Consider the following 15,704-nt stretch of genomic DNA (forward strand, 5'->3'; position numbering starts at 1 on the left):
TCCGTCGAGAGGTGTGCCGGTGGGGCGGTGGTTCATAGGACATCGGCAACTCTCGTGTTAACCAACACGGAACAACAATCCATAATTTTGTTGGTTAAGACAATCCGGATCCGTCTGCCTCCGCCAGCTATGGGGGACCAGTACACGACCTGATAGTCCCCGACCGCTCCCGACGGAAGAACAGCTCGAGCGGCTTAACCAGATTTTGGAGACATACGAACCCGAGGACTGGCTAACTCCTCTTCTCTTGTTATAGTCGCTGATACAGCTGCTTCAGAAGCTCATAGAGCAATAGAACCCACGCAGAGAGCAACCCAACGACGAAGATGAGCATTCCAAAAGCCAGATACCCACCACCGGACAGTACCCCACCTGAGGCGATCGCGACGACGGAGATCACTAGGGCAATCAAGCCAGGCTTGTTCGAGGTCTTGACCTCTGACTCGGAAAAATACTCTTTGTACGTCCGCATCAGCTCAACGACCGCCACACCGAGGAAGAGCAACACACCGGAGTAAAACATGAACAGCCCGATCGGCGTCGACATACCCGCAACCGACGATGCAACAGATTCCAGGAAGCTCGTCTCCTCGTCAGTATCTGTGTTGTCGACGGGGTCTGTGGTCGGTGGCTCGGTAATCGAAACCTGCCCCGCAGACACGTTTCCGACTTCAATTTGATACTCTCCAGGGAATGCAAATTGAGTTTCGAGCGTGATTTGTTTGGTGCCACTCGGCACGGTCACGGTTTCGAGTTCGGTTAGATTTCCGTTAGCATATACCCGGAGCCGTTTCTCGACCGTCTCATTACTAGGATTTTCGAGCGTCGCTGCAATCTCGACGTGGACGTCAGTTTGCTCGGAATTGGTTTCGACGGAAGCTGATACGACTGTTGCCTCGGGAACTTCTGTATTCTGGTTAGGTGTTGCGTCGGAATGTTCGTCCGTGTTCTCCTCCGTGCTATTGATCGTTCCATCCTCTACTGGCGGACTATCAACCACAATCGAACCGGACCCGGACCCATCGACACTTTCGGCCTCGCCCTCTATCGCCTGACGTAGCTGGTCTTCGATATTCGATTGGAGTTTGTCAGCCATCTGGTTGGCTTCGCTTTTGACTGCTCCAGATAGAGCTACGTCCCCTGTTCGCTCCATATCGTAGGCGACGAGTGCGTATTTCCCTGGCACATCTGCCTCGAGCTCACTCGCGCTCACTACTTCACCAGTGATCTCGTACCGTCCCTCTTCGGGCTCGACGACCGTGTTCTGAATCGTACTCGAGAACCCAGCGTAAGGAACAACGGTGGTTCCATCGACGAGACCGCCAGAGTGGATTACAGTGTCCGTCGAGACGGGAACACACACTGGAGTCGTCGGAATCCACACGGTTTGGTCACCACACGAGACGACGGAGGTGAGAAAGTTCTGGCTCGAGGTAGTCGTCCCCACGACATCGGTTTCGAGGATGACGGTCTTGCCCTCAAGTTCCGAACCACGCTCTTCAATCTCAGAGGCGCCGGAGATCCGCTGGGCATCGTAGTTGACATCCACGACCCAGAACTCGAGACCAGAGAATTCCATGTCCCCATCCATCCCAAAGTAAGTGGGCATCGCGACGGCTGTAATCGTCCCTTCACCGTGGCCCCAGAACTGGCGTTCGAGGGAGAATCCATGATACGCGTCTTCAGGAAGGCGCGACTGTTCTTCGTTATGCGAACCAAGTTCATTTGGAGAGACGTTGAGTGTCGCCCATCTCCCCTGGGCTCCAGGCGGTAACTCGAGCGGATCAGGGAAGCCCGACCCGGGTTCATTGAAGGCGATGATATTGCTTTCCCCAGCCACTCCCGATGCTGGTCTGGCCACGAATGCTGCCGTACTGGTACTGGCTTCCAGTTCGATCACTTCGTAGCTGTACTGTTCTGGATTCGACCGAAGCTCCTCAAACGAGATTCGGTCTCCGCTCTGGTCAACCTCGAAATCACTCGCGATGAGGATATCGAAACTGGGATCTGGATGTGGAATCACGTTCCCTTCAGCGATCACTTCGCCAGCAGGAATGGGTTCATCGCTAAAGACGACGTACGTCTCGTCAGCATCAACGGCGATTATCGAAACCTCGCTGGGCACGTCGACCACATACTCCGAAGCGGTGTCTTCGAATTCTTCTACTTCTCCTGCGAAACCAGGGTGACCACCGATAGGCCCAATTGAAACTCCCGTCACTTCCTGGGAGAGGCTCTGGCCGCTGGCAGTCGCTGAACCACCGACGATCAAGAGTACACACCCGAAAATGAGAAGCACCTTTCTCACGCACGATCCACTCCCATCAAACCCCTCCACATCAATGTGGTGTATTGAACACTCATTTTATCTAACAGTCTAGCGAGTGGCAAAATGTAATAAATCCATAGGCTATGGGCCATGGGATGTTCGAGCTGCAAAATGAGATTGACACCGACGAACTCGAACGGCGCCTGGAGTTCGACCTCGACGATAGAAACGACCAGATCCGCGCGTTCGTCGAGGACGTCAACGGCGTCGGCCCGAAGACGTCGAAGGCGATCGCCCGCGAGTTCGCGAGTTTCGAGGAGTTGCGCGGCGCCGATCGAGAGCGACTCGAGTCCGTGCACGGGGTTGGAGAGGGGACGGTCGAGGCAGTGCTCAAACGGATACACTAACTTCAGATCATGATACGAAATCACACAAGCAGATGGTTCCTTAGCACCGATAGCAAACACCTCGTGATTCCTTCTCTCGTCGAGTGTGCTGGGGGAGAACTGCGGACGAACGTATTCGATGGTGGCCGAGGCGTTGTGTCCGGGGCAGTGAGATAGCCACACTGATGTATTTAAAATCAGTGTCGGTAAAACAGAATTGTTCACTATTACTTATTGGGCTGTAGTCAGATAGGTACAGTATGAGCCAGCGACCGTCTCAGTCGGGATCAAACAGTGAATCAGAGCCGGTCGGCCGAAGAATTATTGCTAGCCAGCATAGTAAGTCTAATATGTCGATAGGTTCCGGGGGAGTGACAACAGGGAAGGACCCTACGCAAGCGATACTGAGCGAATCCGGGTTAGACAGCAAACACCTGTGTGACTACGTTATCAACGTCGCGACCGGGTGCCGCCACGGGTGTAAGTTCTGCTACGTTCCGAGCACTCCGGCTGTCCGGACCAGACCGGATATGCTCAAAGACCACGCCGACGTGGACAACCCACAACTCGAATGGGGGAGTTACGTACTGTACCGAGACGAAATCCCAGACCACCTAGACGGAATACTCAAGCGGAAGCAAAAGTGGAATGAAACCGATCAGGGATGTGGTGTCGTCGGTATTTCTTTCGCGACTGATTGCTATATGGACGGTCGTGCGGGTAAGATCACCCGAGAGGTCGTCCGGCTCCTCGCAAAGCACGGGCAGTACGCACGAGTTCTCACCCGGAATCCGATCCTTGCACTACAAGATCTCGAGACGTTCAAACAGGCTGGCGACTATGTGACAATCGGTTCGTCAATCCCGACGATGGACGCTGCGGAAGTTGCGTCGATCGAGCCGCGGGCGCCATCACCGGAACATCGGCTCCGGGGGCTGCGAGAGTTCTCAGAGGCTGGCGTACAAACCTTCGTAAGTATGAGCCCGACGTATCCGACCCAATCCCGTTCCGATCTCCGAGCTCATCTAGAGCAGATTGCTGAATGCGACCCCGCTGTGATTTTCCACGAACCAATCAACCCGCGAGGCGGGAACTTCGAGATGACCGTCGAAGCCGCCCGTGACGCCGGTGAAACGGAACTCGCCCGACAACTCGACTCGTTGCGTGATCGAGAAACGTGGCTTTCGTATTCCCTCGAGCAGTTCAAAGCGGTTCAAGAAATCGGCGAAGAACTTGATTTACCAGTACACCTGTGGCCAGACAAACACCAGATAAACCACGCTAATAGCGACGTTTCCGAGTGGTTACAGCAGTGGAAAGACAGGCAGTCACCCGAAGAGTTTGCAGATCGGGAAATCCCAAACGAACCAATGCCGGAGATCCCCTCGCGGTTATCATAGACCCTTCTCCTGAAGACCTGTACTAGCAGTAACACTTATGCGGAATTAGTCATCATCTTTTGGTCAATAACTATGACTGACCACTTCGACGGGGGGGACTTGAAAACATCGGCGAAGCTTGTAATTCTCGAGGAATACCTCGACGTGTACACCACGATAATGGATTCGAACTGGCGACAGGATAAATGGTACGTCGATACACACTCAGGGACGGGTCGGACAGTGATCGATGATAACGGGGTTACAATCGATGGTTCTGCCATCATTGCACTCGAGAATCACCAAGACTCGTTTGACAGATTCTACTTTTACGAACTCTCCGAGGCACATTTCCACAAGCTTCATGAAACTATATCAGACCGGTTGGGCCTTGAGTTCGACGTGAGTCCAGCAGGTGTAGAAGGTGAAGATTTCCTCGTTGCACGGTGTGATGACCCATATATTAGAGTAATGCAAATGGATTCCAATCGGGGAGTTAGTTTCCTTGCCGATGTAAATACATCTAGTCACTGGTTCACTTTCGTCGATCCAAAAGGCCTCACGGCGAAGAAATCGACGTTGGACACCCTCATTGGTAGGTCAAATATGGATATTCTGATTAACTACCAAACGACCGGCGTTCTGCGGAGCGCTGCAGAAGGAGCTGAACACGCACACGGTGCTGTAGAGCGAACGATGGGTGATAGCGATTGGCCGAACGCTGCCAGCGCTGATGAGTATGTCAATTTGTATAAAGAAAAGCTCGAAGAAAATCCCGAGATTCGCCCGGTGAAAACGAAAGCGCTAGTCTCGCCTCATGACGCCCGGCACCGGTTTGATCTTGCCTTTACGTGCGAAAATAAGACTGCAAGGGGAATCATGGAAGATATCATGAATCAAGAGAGGCTCTGGGAGAAAGCGAACGAAAGAATCGGTCAATCAGGACTCGGGAGTTTCGGTTGATTCACCAGGGTCCTCACTTTTCACGAAAGTTTCTGGAGACAATCGATGTCGACCACGGCCACCTCTGGTTCGAGCCACTCGAGCCCTGCGAGGAAGCGGTGCCGTGTAAGCCCGTAACTCGCGGGTTTCGGTACGTGGATTCGTAGTTTGTACCAATCTACCGATAACACTTAAACCGTTTACAGGTCGATTACCAGCACGGGCATGAGTGAGCCAGACACAGATCGGATCGAACTCCCAGATGCCGAGCTCCGGTTCGATGCGAAAGGGTATGAAGAGAACGTGTTGTTGTTGATTCTTCTCGTTCGGGGGCTCACCGCTATTGCACTCATTTTGACGCTTTTGATCTGGACGCTCATTACCGCGAACTCCGTGTTTGGGTCCCGGCCAGTCACCTACCTTTTCGGATGGCTTCCGGCTATTTTCGTGATGGCCGCCACTGTGTATCTCCTCGGGAAGTTGTACGAGTAAGGTCCTGACTTGGGGGTTCCGGTCCGTCGATCAGTAAGAGCCCCAACACCTATTGCAGCCCCGCTCACAATCTCACCTATGGTTGCTGGTCAGGATGCCCCTCCCGATCTTCAGCTTCGGGTCGCTGGAGGCCGGTTTGAAAGGCACCTCGTCACCACGATCGTCGCCCTTCAGGTGGCACTTGCTGCTATTGGTGTCACGGTGTCTGGGTTCGTTCTTCTCGCGACAGATGGTCTCCACCCGATTCCCGTGGGGGTGGCATTGCTTTCGTTTGGTCTTGCGTATATCCTCTCCTATCTGTACGAGTAGTCAGTCCTCGAAAACAGGTCCCAGTACGTCGATCGGTAGCGGAAACGGCCACTGGGTCTGAGGGGTGGCCGGGTTATGATGGTGCGACTCGTCCGCTACAATGCCTAACGGTCTGTATCCCTGGGGGTAACAGACCATTTTGGACTCCGCCAGTGAGAGCGAAGACTATTTTCCCGTCGTATTCAGGGGAGCTCGAGACAACCGTCAGGGCCAGCGAACACTCAAGTAGATTGACTCGAGTACCCACGTATGGCGCTGAAAGATGTCCTTCCGGACCGGCCACTCACGTTCGACGAGTTTCAGGACCTCCAGTCCCAGAACGCGTTCGATAGCGTGATGACCCTCGATACGCCCAGCGTGCATAACGAGTACCTCATTTTGGAGAAAGACGACACCGAGTACGTCCTTCACCACACCGACGAGAAGGGCTGGCACCGGTGCGAGGGATCGGAGGAATAGATGATGTCCAGAATTTCCTTCCTCCTCCAGATGTGGAATGCGTTGTCCCGATATCAGAGGGGATTCACCTTCGTTTTCGTGTTCTGTTCAGCTTGGGCGGTTTATCTTGCTCTAACGCATCCTGATGTGACGTGGGTCAATGTTGTCGCAGCTACGATTGGGTTTAGCTTTATCTGGGTGGTCTGGTTTGTTATTGCGCGGGGCGAGCTTGCCATTGAACGTCTGTCTGATCCAGAATATTTCCTAGATGAGAAAGAATGAGTTCGCAGCGAATCGGTCGATCATTCGTCTCTCCGTTTTCGGCACCCGATACACTGCTCGCCGGCAGGTTCGAGCGTCTCCGAGTCGTGAACCGTCCGGAAGAGATGGGGGTGAACCCGCTGGAAGACCTCGCGAATCCGGTCGTCCATGATCGGCTTTATCTCCTCATTCCGGAGACCCGTATCCCAGAAGCAATCCTCGAGGTCGTCCTCGTGGTACTGCCAGCGGTCAGTGTGGGTCGGGTCCATCAACACGTACTCGAAGTGACCGTCGTCGGCGTCTTCGAGGCGCTGGGTGACCTCGACGAGTTTCGACGTCCCCTCGGCGTTGTGACGCCGCCAGAGGATTGCTCCCGGAAGCGGGGCCGCGCCGGGTTCGGTCGGCGAGAGTTGCGTCGGGAGGCGATGAGCGAACGAGCTGTTCCGTTCGCGAGCGCCACGGGCTAGCGCCTCGATCGCGCTGGTCATCCGGTCGGTCCACTCACCGTCGGTGCACATCCGACAGCGCTCGTCGTAGCGAACCGGTACCGGGTGACCGCACTCGGTACAGTCGTCCCACTCGCTAGCGTCGCCAGCGCCGAAGGAAAACATGTGCGGGATAGAGACGTTGCGCTCGACACACCCCAACTCGAGGGCGGCGACCAGCTCGTCGCGGTCGGGACCGGGACCGAGGTCGAGCACGCGATTGGGCGGAATGAACAGGTCCTCGAGCGGGACGTCGAGCATCCCCTCCCGAGCCGTCTTGACGCGTCGATCGGCGTACTCGAGTGCTGTCTGAAACGGACTTCTCATTTATATATGGCGCACAGTTGGCGATGGTATGTCTACGTGAAGCTGTTATTATGAGTTCCGTTAAACGTCATGATTTATGTCATCTACATTATCTATTGTACAGTGAGTTAAACAAATCCAATTTCATATGTCGATTCATCACACCAACTTTCAAAAAATGTAAAACTCAGAAAGATTTATAATTGGTTGTCTATAATGTCATTTTGGTGTTTGAAGTATGGAAAAATCAAGAAGAGAAATAATGAAGCAGGCAAGTATGATTACAGCATTAAGTACAACTGGGTTATCAGCCACAAGTACTGCAGCAGCCGAGGATCTCTTATTGGGCACGTGTAAATTCACAGAATTAAGCGTAGAGTATAGAGGAGTGAGCAATCAAACAACTACTGTAGGTTGTGGTGGCTTAGAATATTTAACATCTGATGGGGTAGTAACACTTCTAAGAACATCTGAAAGAAATAAGAGTCCAAAAAACATAGCCATTGGATATAAAGGCAAAATTCGCTCTCCTTCATATTTTAAAAATAGAACTAAAACACACGTGTTGCCTGTTGATGGAACTTTCCAAGGGCATGGTATTAGCTATGTTAGATTATCTAACCCCTATTCCCAGTATTGTCCAAAGATTACTGCAGCAAATAAAGGGGTTGATTTGAATTTTGGTGATAAAAACATCCATCTAGATAATGGTGACATGGAAGAAATATCGTTGGAGAAAGAGAAAGTCCACATAATTCCCAAGCCAAATGAAACAGAGGAAGTTGAAATCAAATCAAGGATGAATGATAAAACCATAACAAAAGAACGGTTTATAAAACCTGACCCGGTCGAAATGGAAATAAAGCCAACACTAATTGCTCGGCACCATGGTGTAGTAGAGTTCTTTGGAGCGGAAGACAAAATTGTGGTTCCTAGAAAATCAGATCATCTTTTATCAAAGCACTATAGAAATATGAAAGAAAGTGCAAAAAGCAAGGGTAATCTTGTTGTAGCTTCTAAAAAAGGTGAAAACGTATGACTGTAATCCAGGATTTTGTTATGACAGAACGATTTTACCAGTATTATTCAGGTAATCCAGAGAGTACCTTAGATCGAGCAGCAGATCATTGTTCTACTCAGTGGGAAAATTTCTTAAGTGATTCTGAGGACGCGTACTTCTATACACAGACGAATGATAGATTGGATCTTGAGTTCAATCGTTATAGTGAACAACCCCTCTCGGATCGGTTAGACGAGGCAGTTGAATGGTTCAATGATGATGGTCCTTATTGGTGGGATTCTACTGATGCAGTTATTATATTAGACCATGCGGATCAAGAAGGACATCAAGGATGGGTATCAACAATAGGGAGTGCAATTTATTGCGATGATAGAGTAGGAATTGTTGATTATGCTTACGAAGGAGATCTTTCTTGGTCGCCAATAGACAACATATCTTTCCACGAACTGATTCATCTATATAATGGAGAACACCGGGATGCAGCGATATTTGCGAATGATAAAGCCACAGTGATGTCGAGTTGGAATGATATTGGTGCAGTTGAATACGGTTGCTATAATGACGGAACAAATGGTAAAGATGAAAGAGTTGATCGACCAGCATATTGTACAGAGTATAAAGTTGATGGCCACATAAATTAGTTTTTGATAATATTAAAATATTATCCATCATGTGATAAAACAGGATGGCAGCCATGATTCAAGGGTTGACGAGGTAACAAGCCTTGGAGTTTTGCAGAGCGAAAAATACGCCGTTTAACATTGGCCCGATCACCCACCCAAGAGTTGTGGAGGTTATTAATCTGCGTATTCAACGTCTCATACCCACTTTCCGATCAGTTTCGACCGATGTAACCGAATTAACCACTCAATCTCCTAACAAGGTTGCAGTCAGATAGCTATAGTTATCAGCGAGTAACACAGACTCGCAGAGATTGTGTTAGACTACAAATTTATTCTGATCACGCTCCACAGCCTGTTCGCTCATCAAACGGACCTAACTAGCCACTGTCATCGAAATCCATAGCCCGGTACAGCACAATCTAGCTTCACAAAATCTAACCGTCCTAGCTCCTACAACCACTAAAACAGGCGCTTTCTCACGGAACAACTGAATTCACCTAGTTTGACCCTCATTCTTTTCTAAACACGACCTTCGAAACCTATTTTACATATATATCCCAAACATAGGTTTGAAATTTTCGTTTAGTATCCTCTGATGTTTGACTTTCGCGGAAATCTGTGTCCATCCAGATCGTTGTCTCAGCATCAAGATTATTTGGTACTGTATATCTTTCTTTGATTGATTCTTCAGGCTTCAATTCAAGGATCCCAGGAAGATCATCATGTTTTCGATAATGGTCGGGATAGACAAAATCTCCCTTTACGTTTATCGCTTCATTATCTGTATAATAATCGTTTTTGAGAATATGCGGTTCACCGTCCCATGCAACCAGTATCCCGTGGTACGGTCTTCCGTAGTGATTAACCTCGTATGGTTTCTCGCTCCTGTTCACAACTTCAACCGTAAGTCTATCATCTTCAAGCGCTAATTCGAGCTCAAATGGGTCTACTAATTCAACCCCGTTAGGTTCCGGTTCACCAACCGGCATTCTTACTCGAAAATACTCACCATGCCATTCAACTACCGAGGAAGAGAGGTCTGTATCAGATAGTGCAAAATCTGAGTCGCCTAAGCCAAACGGAAGATCTGATTCACCAGAGCCAGAATAAGAGAGACGGGTGATGGCGATTGCAAGTTCACGCTGGGCGGAAGATTCAAATTCAGTTAATGGGATCGCTTCATCGTGAGAATTATCTGTGTAATCTGCTCTAATGAGTTCAGTTGGGGTACCATTTGGTGGTCGATGAGTAGAAGCGGAGGGAAGCGCTTCGGGGTCGTCTGCGTTCCATACAGAGTTAGAAAGGCATCCTGCTATAGAGGTCGTTCCAATCAATGCGGTCGCTTGGAGGACTGAACGACGATTCATATTAATTCTATGCCAAATATGCATATAAAGATTTGGGTTAAATATTTGTATTCTATTGATTAAATATTGAAAATAGCAATATTGGTGAGTCAGAAGACAGTTCGAACAAGGTATACAAGGGCTTTTTGTCCCGGTTTGCATAGAATTTTCGACAAAGTTTGAAGAATGGCACTGATGAATTGCCAGTAAGTAGTTAATTTCACTGTTTCACGCTCTGCTTGATCGTGTGAACGAGACACTGTCATGTTGAATTTAGGGGCGCTTAGGGATACTGTTAGAGAGTTCTATTCACCGTTGAACACCTCACTGACGTCTTCGCCCAGCTCGCTCGCTTCGATGTGGGAGTACATCTGCGAAGTCGTCTTCGGATCGGCGTGCCGGAGCATCCGTTGAGCGGTCGCGGCGCCGCGCTCGCGAAAGAGTGTTTCACCGACACCCCGGCGAGCCCCGTGCAACGTCAGATACTCACCATCCTCGAGATCGGGGATGTTTGCTTCTTCGGAGAAGCGTTTCAATAGCGTGCGTACACCTGACGTCGAGAGCGACGGCGGTTCGATGCCGTGCTCGAGGACGTACGCCCACGGGTTTCCGTCGGGCCGATCGTGGTCGGCGTCCTCGATCGCCCCGTACAGCGACGGCGGATGCCTCGAGGGGAACACCGGCCAGCCGTCGGCCGGCGGGTCGACGATTTGGTACAGCCGCTCGAGAGGTGCGACCGCTTTCGAGGTGAGCGGCGTCTCCTCGCGTTGCTGGTTCTTCCCCAGGACCGTGATCGTCCCGGCCTCGAGGTCGACGCTCTGCCAGCGCAGACCGTTCCGACGGGCGTCGTTCGAATCGGCAAGGACCTCGGCGCCGCGTACGCCCGAGTACGCGAGAACCGTGATGAGCGCCCGGTCACGAACTTCTTCGATAGCGTCCGATCCTTTCTCGTCGATCGCGTCCCGAGCTCGTTCGTCGACGTAGTCCACGATCGCCCGGCGCTGCTCGACGCTCCAGAACTGTTGGTCGCCGCTGTTCGAGGATGGGCGGGGCGGCATGTCGTCTTTCGCGACCTGTTTCTCAGCCGGGTTCTCCGCGAGGTAGTCGTATTTGACCGCCCAGGAGAGGAACGCCGACACTTGGTTGTAGTAGGTCCACGCCGTCGACGCCGCGATGCCGCCGTCGACGTGGTCGGACTGGCCCGCTTCGACGCGCCGATCGAGGTGGGCGGCGTAGTTCCCCATCGTGCGTTTACTCACGCCCTCGAGTGTGGTGACGCCACGATCGTCACACCAGTCGATCCACTTCTCGAGCACGCGGTCGAGATTCTTCGCGTAGTTCCCCGACTGGCGCTCAAGGAACTCTGCCTTTGCGTCCTCGAGCCGTTTTCCCTGGGGTGTAGGCCCTGAATTGCTGGTTTCCATCGACTTAGCTTACCAGACAGCGGCAACCCTAGTAAATCCACCGCAGACTATTGGTCTAATGTGCTGTGTACTGTTGGGGTTAATCGAAATATGGTTTCAGGCTGTGAGAGTCCAGAAATCGTTGGAATTGGGGTGTTTGTAGGCCGTCATGTACCGTATGCCGCTATATCTTTGCGCGTCTCTACTCCTAGATGCTAATACCCAAGATATCAACGTCTGACGCCTGTTAGCGGACGGATAGGAAACGGAGGGGGTACTTACGCTACTTTCCGAATAGGATTCCATCCCGGTAGAAGTGGATTGCGAGTCCAAATAACACCGCTGCGACAATTGCAATTCCGAGGTATTCGATCGGGAAGGGCGTTTCAACCCCATATTGTGATAAGCCGACGACACCTGTCGAGGCGAGACTCAGTGCTATTACCACGCCAGCAGACCAGCTGTGTGTCCACTCCCGGTGAGAGCCCGTTGCCCGATTTATGAAGTCGGGGACAAGCGCCATCGCAACAAGCATGGTAAGCGCGATAATTCCGATAGTCAATGCAGCAGGCGAAACATCTGGGACGAGATTTGCAACCGTCGCCGAAACGTACGCCAACACCTTGTCGAACCCGATATAGACGAAATAACCGCCTACACCAAGAATTCCGATTTTTGCGAGAATTACCGCTCGCCGGTATGGAATCGATTGGGGGTGATCGGTATCGGGGAAGATTGAGAACACGAATACTAAGAAGGAGACTATTCCACCGAGACCGATTGCCCATCTTGGATCTCTCGTGCTCCTGTATACAAGTGCACAAGCGAGGAGGCCTGCACCGATTGCAGCATACTTCCCCCACCGTGCGTGTTCATCGTAGTTTGCCATGGATTCTGATATTTCTCCGAGAGTAAAAAGTCACGGATGGTATATATACCTTGAACTAAGGCGATAACTCGTCGATGATGGAGCTCAGTAATTCATTACATCGGGCTTTATCTCGTAACTGTCCACGCGCTGGGGGTCATCATCGAGATAGCCCGCATCAAACTCCCACACCCGGCCTTCAGCAAGATCGGTCGTGTTATCCAGTCCTTCTCCGATTTGGGTCCCTTCCTCATCGAGGAAGAACACCTCGATGCCGACATAGGAGAGCTCCTCGCCAGAAACGTTCTCCAGACGGCCCTTCACACCCGCGTCGTAGGAACCATTGTTGTACCATTCATGTTCGAGAACTTCGACCTGCTTCTCCTCTTCGGCACTGCCATCATCGTCGCTACTCTCCTGACTGCTATCGTCGCCGTTTCCGTTGCCCGAATCCTCTCCGTTTCCATTCCCGTTTCCGTTGCCGTCGTCAGTTGCCCCTTCCTCTCGGTCACCGTTGCCGTCGTCGCTTGAGGCACAGCCCGCAATCGTAAGCGAGAGGAGAGTCCCACCAGTTGCCAATAGTTTTCGTCGGAACATAACCGCACAGAGGACTGTTCGTTACATAAATATGTTGGCCCACTACTAGTTCTGGGGGGTTCAATTACTCGATCTGCCGTATCGCATCTTCGAGCCCCAGCCCGTGCTCGGCGGCCATCGTGTCGGCGATCGCGTAGGCGCGCTCGCTCCGGTCGGGTGCGTGGTCGCGACGGGTTCGGGAATACTCGACGAGCGCTTCGATCACGAGGAGGTCGTCCTGTGGGTGCATCGCCGGCGTTGGCCGCCCGATTGGATAAAAAGAGTCGGATTAGATGATCGTACCCCACCTGCGAAGGTGACTGCACAATTTCTGAGAATCGTTGTAATTGCTTATGCCCAATATTAGAACGCAACTCGATCAAGCGAGAGAGTCACCCACATAGTTCTTGACATATGGTTGTAGAGTGGCCAGAGGCCTCTATAGTGGGGTGTTCGATTATAGGGTATGGGACGTCGAATATTACCGGTCTTTGCACTGCTCGGTATTGGACTCGGCATTCAGTTCTATTTCGTTGGCCGCCACGTCGTTCGAGAGATGCTAGCGGGTGCTGATATAACGTTCAGTCCATTGCTGGGAACAACGCTCTCGATTGGGGTTCCTATCATCGTTTTACTTGGGATTGCGGGACTCTCAATCGGTGCAGTCACGAAACTTGGGCTTCACAAAATGTGAGGGAGCAGCCATTCAACCAATCGACAAAGACCTCTTAGTTCCCCTTTGGAGGTAAGTGGACAGTTCTTAGCCAGAATCTTCAATCACCAGCGCAAGCTGATTGAGTTTATTCGATGAGTCCGGTTTTAGCAGGCAGGCGTTCGTCTGAAGTTTGTACGATTGAATAATGTCTGAACACGAGAGACTTGACTGGCAGTGATAGTTGTGCTATAGAGAAACTGCGTAGTAGACTGGTTGAGAATCACGCTCTCTGTCATTTGGCGGCAAATATTTCCCTCTGAAGTTGCAAGGAGATGTATGGGGGGGTAACGATGGAGATAGCGGTTCGGTACGGGAGGAATACGACTGCTCGGTTACGAGACCGAGCATTGCCGTAATCGACGCCGTTGCGCATGCTGAAGACGTCGAAATAACCGACGTTTCGGACGCTCTCGATACAACATTGTTTGATCAAGTCGATCCGGACGCTCTCGATGCACTCGTCTCCTCTTCTGACCACGTTTCGGTCGCCTTCTCTGTCGACGATTACGAAGTCCAGATTGAGGGAGACGAGATCGTAGTCAGTGATGAATAGACCCCTAATGTTCTCTTTGACCGTTCGACGCCTAGCGAATAGTTGGTTCAGCGGGGCGGAGCTATCGCATGTACTTGTACGAGAATGACGTGAGAACGTGGCGATAGGGAGCGTTAAATGCTAACACGGCAAATATTGCATATGGTTGCATTAGACGAAGTCTTTGAATTGTTGGAAGATCAAAGACGGCGATATGCTTTGTATTGTCTCTACGAAAAAGACGGACCAGTAGCCGTTTCTGAACTGGTGAAAAAAAATAGAGAAATGGGAAGACGACCCGTCGGAGACAGATGGGAGTATTGATCGGTTCGAAAAAATCGCCATTGACCTGAAACACGTACACCTTCCAAAATCTGCTGAAGTTGAGTTCATCCAGTATGACAAAGAACAAGGGGTTATTCAGGCACAGGGTTCGCCCGAGGAATTTGACGCCCTTCTCACTATCGCAAAAATAATCGAAGAGCCAGAAGAGGGAGACGAAACGTGAACTACCCCGACCTACTCGCGCCCTTCAGGCGCTCCTTGAGCTCGCTGTAGAACATTACTCGTCGCAATCCTGAGCGCAGCAATGTATTCGCCGGGGAGACCGATTGCTCCCAACTGTTCTGGCTGAGTGACGATATTTGCCATCACATATGTCAACACCATTTACAAGGTAGTGATATGCGATTTCTTGAGGATTCAGCAGCTCAAAATGGTAGAGGCATCACTCAGCGGTAGCCTACATTCTTATTATCAAAGGCTGTTAATTCACTCGATATGGCACAAGAAACGGCGGGCGAACTCCTCGGCTACCTGGAGGAGGAGTTTGACGACGATCTGCGGAGCGTTGGATACTATACGCCCGAAGAGACCGACTTCCTGTTCGCCCGGGATGATGTCGAGTCAGCATACGACTGTGGCGATCTCCAGCGAGTCTTCCGCGATAACCGATTAGAAGCACTGGATACGCCACACCAGGAGTCGCTGTATGCGCATGGACGATTACTCGCAATCACCCGCTTTTTCAAAGATGCAACAGAGCTTCACTTCGTCGTTGGCGAAACCGAGGGAATTGTCGCTGCAATCGATGCGGGGGCCGCTGACGATATCCGTGAGCTAGTGAGTGAGTGTGCCGACGTCGTTGATGTCGGTATCGAGTGACGACACTGCTGCGGACTGCGGTAGTATCTTCAAAACCGCCTCAATGATCGAGGGCGTTGGTGTTCAAACGCGGGGAAATGATGATTGGTGGTTGGAGGATCCGCAGCAACACCTGGGCTGGCGATGTCCCCCTCCCCGCGCAATCGACAGTCTCGGCCGGGTCGGTATTATTCTAACGGCCAGATTGTA

General features: G+C 51.4%; 20 protein-coding genes. 13 read left to right on the forward strand and 7 right to left on the reverse strand.

The genetic code is table 11. The annotated features are described in order from the left end of the window. Positions 1 to 250 precede the first annotated feature (250 nt). Positions 251 to 2,338: a hypothetical protein gene (locus J1N60_RS20480; RefSeq protein WP_312912729.1), complete on the reverse strand. Its 2,088-nt coding sequence runs from the start codon at positions 2,336 to 2,338 to the stop codon at positions 251 to 253. 86 nt (positions 2,339 to 2,424) lie between these two features. Here J1N60_RS20480 and J1N60_RS20485 point away from each other — a divergent pair, with 86 nt between their 5' ends. The 7 genes from J1N60_RS20485 to J1N60_RS20515 all read left to right on the forward strand — a co-directional run bounded on the left by J1N60_RS20485 (position 2,425) and on the right by J1N60_RS20515 (position 6,497). After that, positions 2,425 to 2,676: a helix-hairpin-helix domain-containing protein gene (locus J1N60_RS20485; protein WP_312912730.1), complete on the forward strand. Its 252-nt coding sequence runs from the start codon at positions 2,425 to 2,427 to the stop codon at positions 2,674 to 2,676. 329 nt (positions 2,677 to 3,005) lie between these two features. Beyond that, positions 3,006 to 4,055 carry an SPL family radical SAM protein gene (locus tag J1N60_RS20490; RefSeq protein WP_312912731.1) on the forward strand — a complete coding sequence of 350 codons (1,050 nt, stop codon included), beginning with the start codon at positions 3,006 to 3,008 and terminating at the stop codon, positions 4,053 to 4,055. A 72-nt stretch (positions 4,056 to 4,127) separates the two neighbouring features. Beyond that, positions 4,128 to 4,997, forward strand: a complete 870-nt coding sequence (tcmP, locus tag J1N60_RS20495; protein ID WP_312912732.1) for a three-Cys-motif partner protein TcmP — start codon at positions 4,128 to 4,130, stop codon at positions 4,995 to 4,997. A 204-nt stretch (positions 4,998 to 5,201) separates the two neighbouring features. Further along, complete coding sequence (locus tag J1N60_RS20500; protein ID WP_312912733.1) at positions 5,202 to 5,468, forward strand: hypothetical protein; 267 nt, start codon at positions 5,202 to 5,204, stop codon at positions 5,466 to 5,468. Between the two features lie 78 nt (positions 5,469 to 5,546). Beyond that, positions 5,547 to 5,777 (forward strand): hypothetical protein, encoded by a 231-nt coding sequence (locus J1N60_RS20505; protein WP_312912734.1) that lies wholly within the window; start codon positions 5,547 to 5,549, stop codon positions 5,775 to 5,777. 249 nt (positions 5,778 to 6,026) lie between these two features. Beyond that, positions 6,027 to 6,236, forward strand: coding sequence for a DUF7964 domain-containing protein (locus J1N60_RS20510; RefSeq protein ID WP_312912735.1), 210 nt, complete (start codon positions 6,027 to 6,029; stop codon positions 6,234 to 6,236). Beyond that, complete coding sequence (locus tag J1N60_RS20515; RefSeq protein ID WP_312912736.1) at positions 6,237 to 6,497, forward strand: hypothetical protein; 261 nt, start codon at positions 6,237 to 6,239, stop codon at positions 6,495 to 6,497. It begins immediately after the preceding gene. 20 nt (positions 6,498 to 6,517) lie between these two features. On the opposite strand, the gene J1N60_RS20520 is transcribed toward J1N60_RS20515, so the two are convergent. Further along, positions 6,518 to 7,288, reverse strand: coding sequence for a hypothetical protein (locus J1N60_RS20520; protein ID WP_312912737.1), 771 nt, complete (start codon positions 7,286 to 7,288; stop codon positions 6,518 to 6,520). 217 nt (positions 7,289 to 7,505) lie between these two features. On the opposite strand from J1N60_RS20520, the gene J1N60_RS20525 reads away from it, so the two are divergent. Next, entirely contained in the window at positions 7,506 to 8,306 is an 801-nt protein-coding gene (locus tag J1N60_RS20525; RefSeq protein ID WP_312912738.1) for a hypothetical protein, read from the forward strand. Further along, on the forward strand, positions 8,303 to 8,929 hold the full coding sequence (locus J1N60_RS20530; protein WP_312912739.1) for a hypothetical protein: 627 nt from the start codon (positions 8,303 to 8,305) through the stop codon (positions 8,927 to 8,929). The genes J1N60_RS20525 and J1N60_RS20530 overlap by 4 nt, the downstream gene beginning before the upstream one ends. Before the next feature lie 521 nt (positions 8,930 to 9,450). On the opposite strand, the gene J1N60_RS20535 is transcribed toward J1N60_RS20530, so the two are convergent. The 5 genes from J1N60_RS20535 to J1N60_RS20555 all read right to left on the reverse strand — a co-directional run bounded on the left by J1N60_RS20535 (position 9,451) and on the right by J1N60_RS20555 (position 13,354). Then, positions 9,451 to 10,278 (reverse strand): hypothetical protein, encoded by an 828-nt coding sequence (locus tag J1N60_RS20535; RefSeq protein WP_312912740.1) that lies wholly within the window; start codon positions 10,276 to 10,278, stop codon positions 9,451 to 9,453. A gap of 284 nt (positions 10,279 to 10,562) precedes the next feature. Continuing rightward, positions 10,563 to 11,681, reverse strand: coding sequence for a tyrosine-type recombinase/integrase (locus tag J1N60_RS20540; protein ID WP_312912741.1), 1,119 nt, complete (start codon positions 11,679 to 11,681; stop codon positions 10,563 to 10,565). Between the two features lie 262 nt (positions 11,682 to 11,943). After that, positions 11,944 to 12,549, reverse strand: a complete 606-nt coding sequence (locus tag J1N60_RS20545) for a hypothetical protein (RefSeq protein WP_312912742.1) — start codon at positions 12,547 to 12,549, stop codon at positions 11,944 to 11,946. An 84-nt stretch (positions 12,550 to 12,633) separates the two neighbouring features. Next, the gene (locus tag J1N60_RS20550; RefSeq protein WP_312912743.1) at positions 12,634 to 13,125 is read right to left on the reverse strand and encodes an FxLYD domain-containing protein; all 492 of its coding nucleotides are present in this window, start codon (positions 13,123 to 13,125) and stop codon (positions 12,634 to 12,636) included. Between the two features lie 64 nt (positions 13,126 to 13,189). After that, the gene (locus tag J1N60_RS20555) at positions 13,190 to 13,354 is read right to left on the reverse strand and encodes a hypothetical protein (RefSeq protein WP_312912744.1); all 165 of its coding nucleotides are present in this window, start codon (positions 13,352 to 13,354) and stop codon (positions 13,190 to 13,192) included. A 727-nt stretch (positions 13,355 to 14,081) separates the two neighbouring features. Here J1N60_RS20555 and J1N60_RS20730 point away from each other — a divergent pair. From J1N60_RS20730 to J1N60_RS20560, 4 genes are all read left to right on the forward strand, one after another. Beyond that, positions 14,082 to 14,372, forward strand: a complete 291-nt coding sequence (locus J1N60_RS20730; protein WP_425499364.1) for a HalOD1 output domain-containing protein — start codon at positions 14,082 to 14,084, stop codon at positions 14,370 to 14,372. 141 nt (positions 14,373 to 14,513) lie between these two features. After that, entirely contained in the window at positions 14,514 to 14,675 is a 162-nt protein-coding gene (locus tag J1N60_RS20735) for a DUF7344 domain-containing protein (protein ID WP_425499365.1), read from the forward strand. Beyond that, positions 14,671 to 14,859, forward strand: a complete 189-nt coding sequence (locus J1N60_RS20740) for a DUF7344 domain-containing protein (RefSeq protein WP_425499368.1) — start codon at positions 14,671 to 14,673, stop codon at positions 14,857 to 14,859. The genes J1N60_RS20735 and J1N60_RS20740 overlap by 5 nt, the downstream gene beginning before the upstream one ends. A 272-nt stretch (positions 14,860 to 15,131) precedes the next feature. Then, positions 15,132 to 15,515: a DUF7522 family protein gene (locus J1N60_RS20560; RefSeq protein WP_312912745.1), complete on the forward strand. Its 384-nt coding sequence runs from the start codon at positions 15,132 to 15,134 to the stop codon at positions 15,513 to 15,515. Positions 15,516 to 15,704: the final 189 nt, after the last annotated feature.

The sequence above is a fragment of the Natronosalvus caseinilyticus genome, assembly GCF_017357105.1.
GTDB classification, from domain to species: Archaea; Halobacteriota; Halobacteria; order Halobacteriales; family Natrialbaceae; genus Natronosalvus; species Natronosalvus caseinilyticus.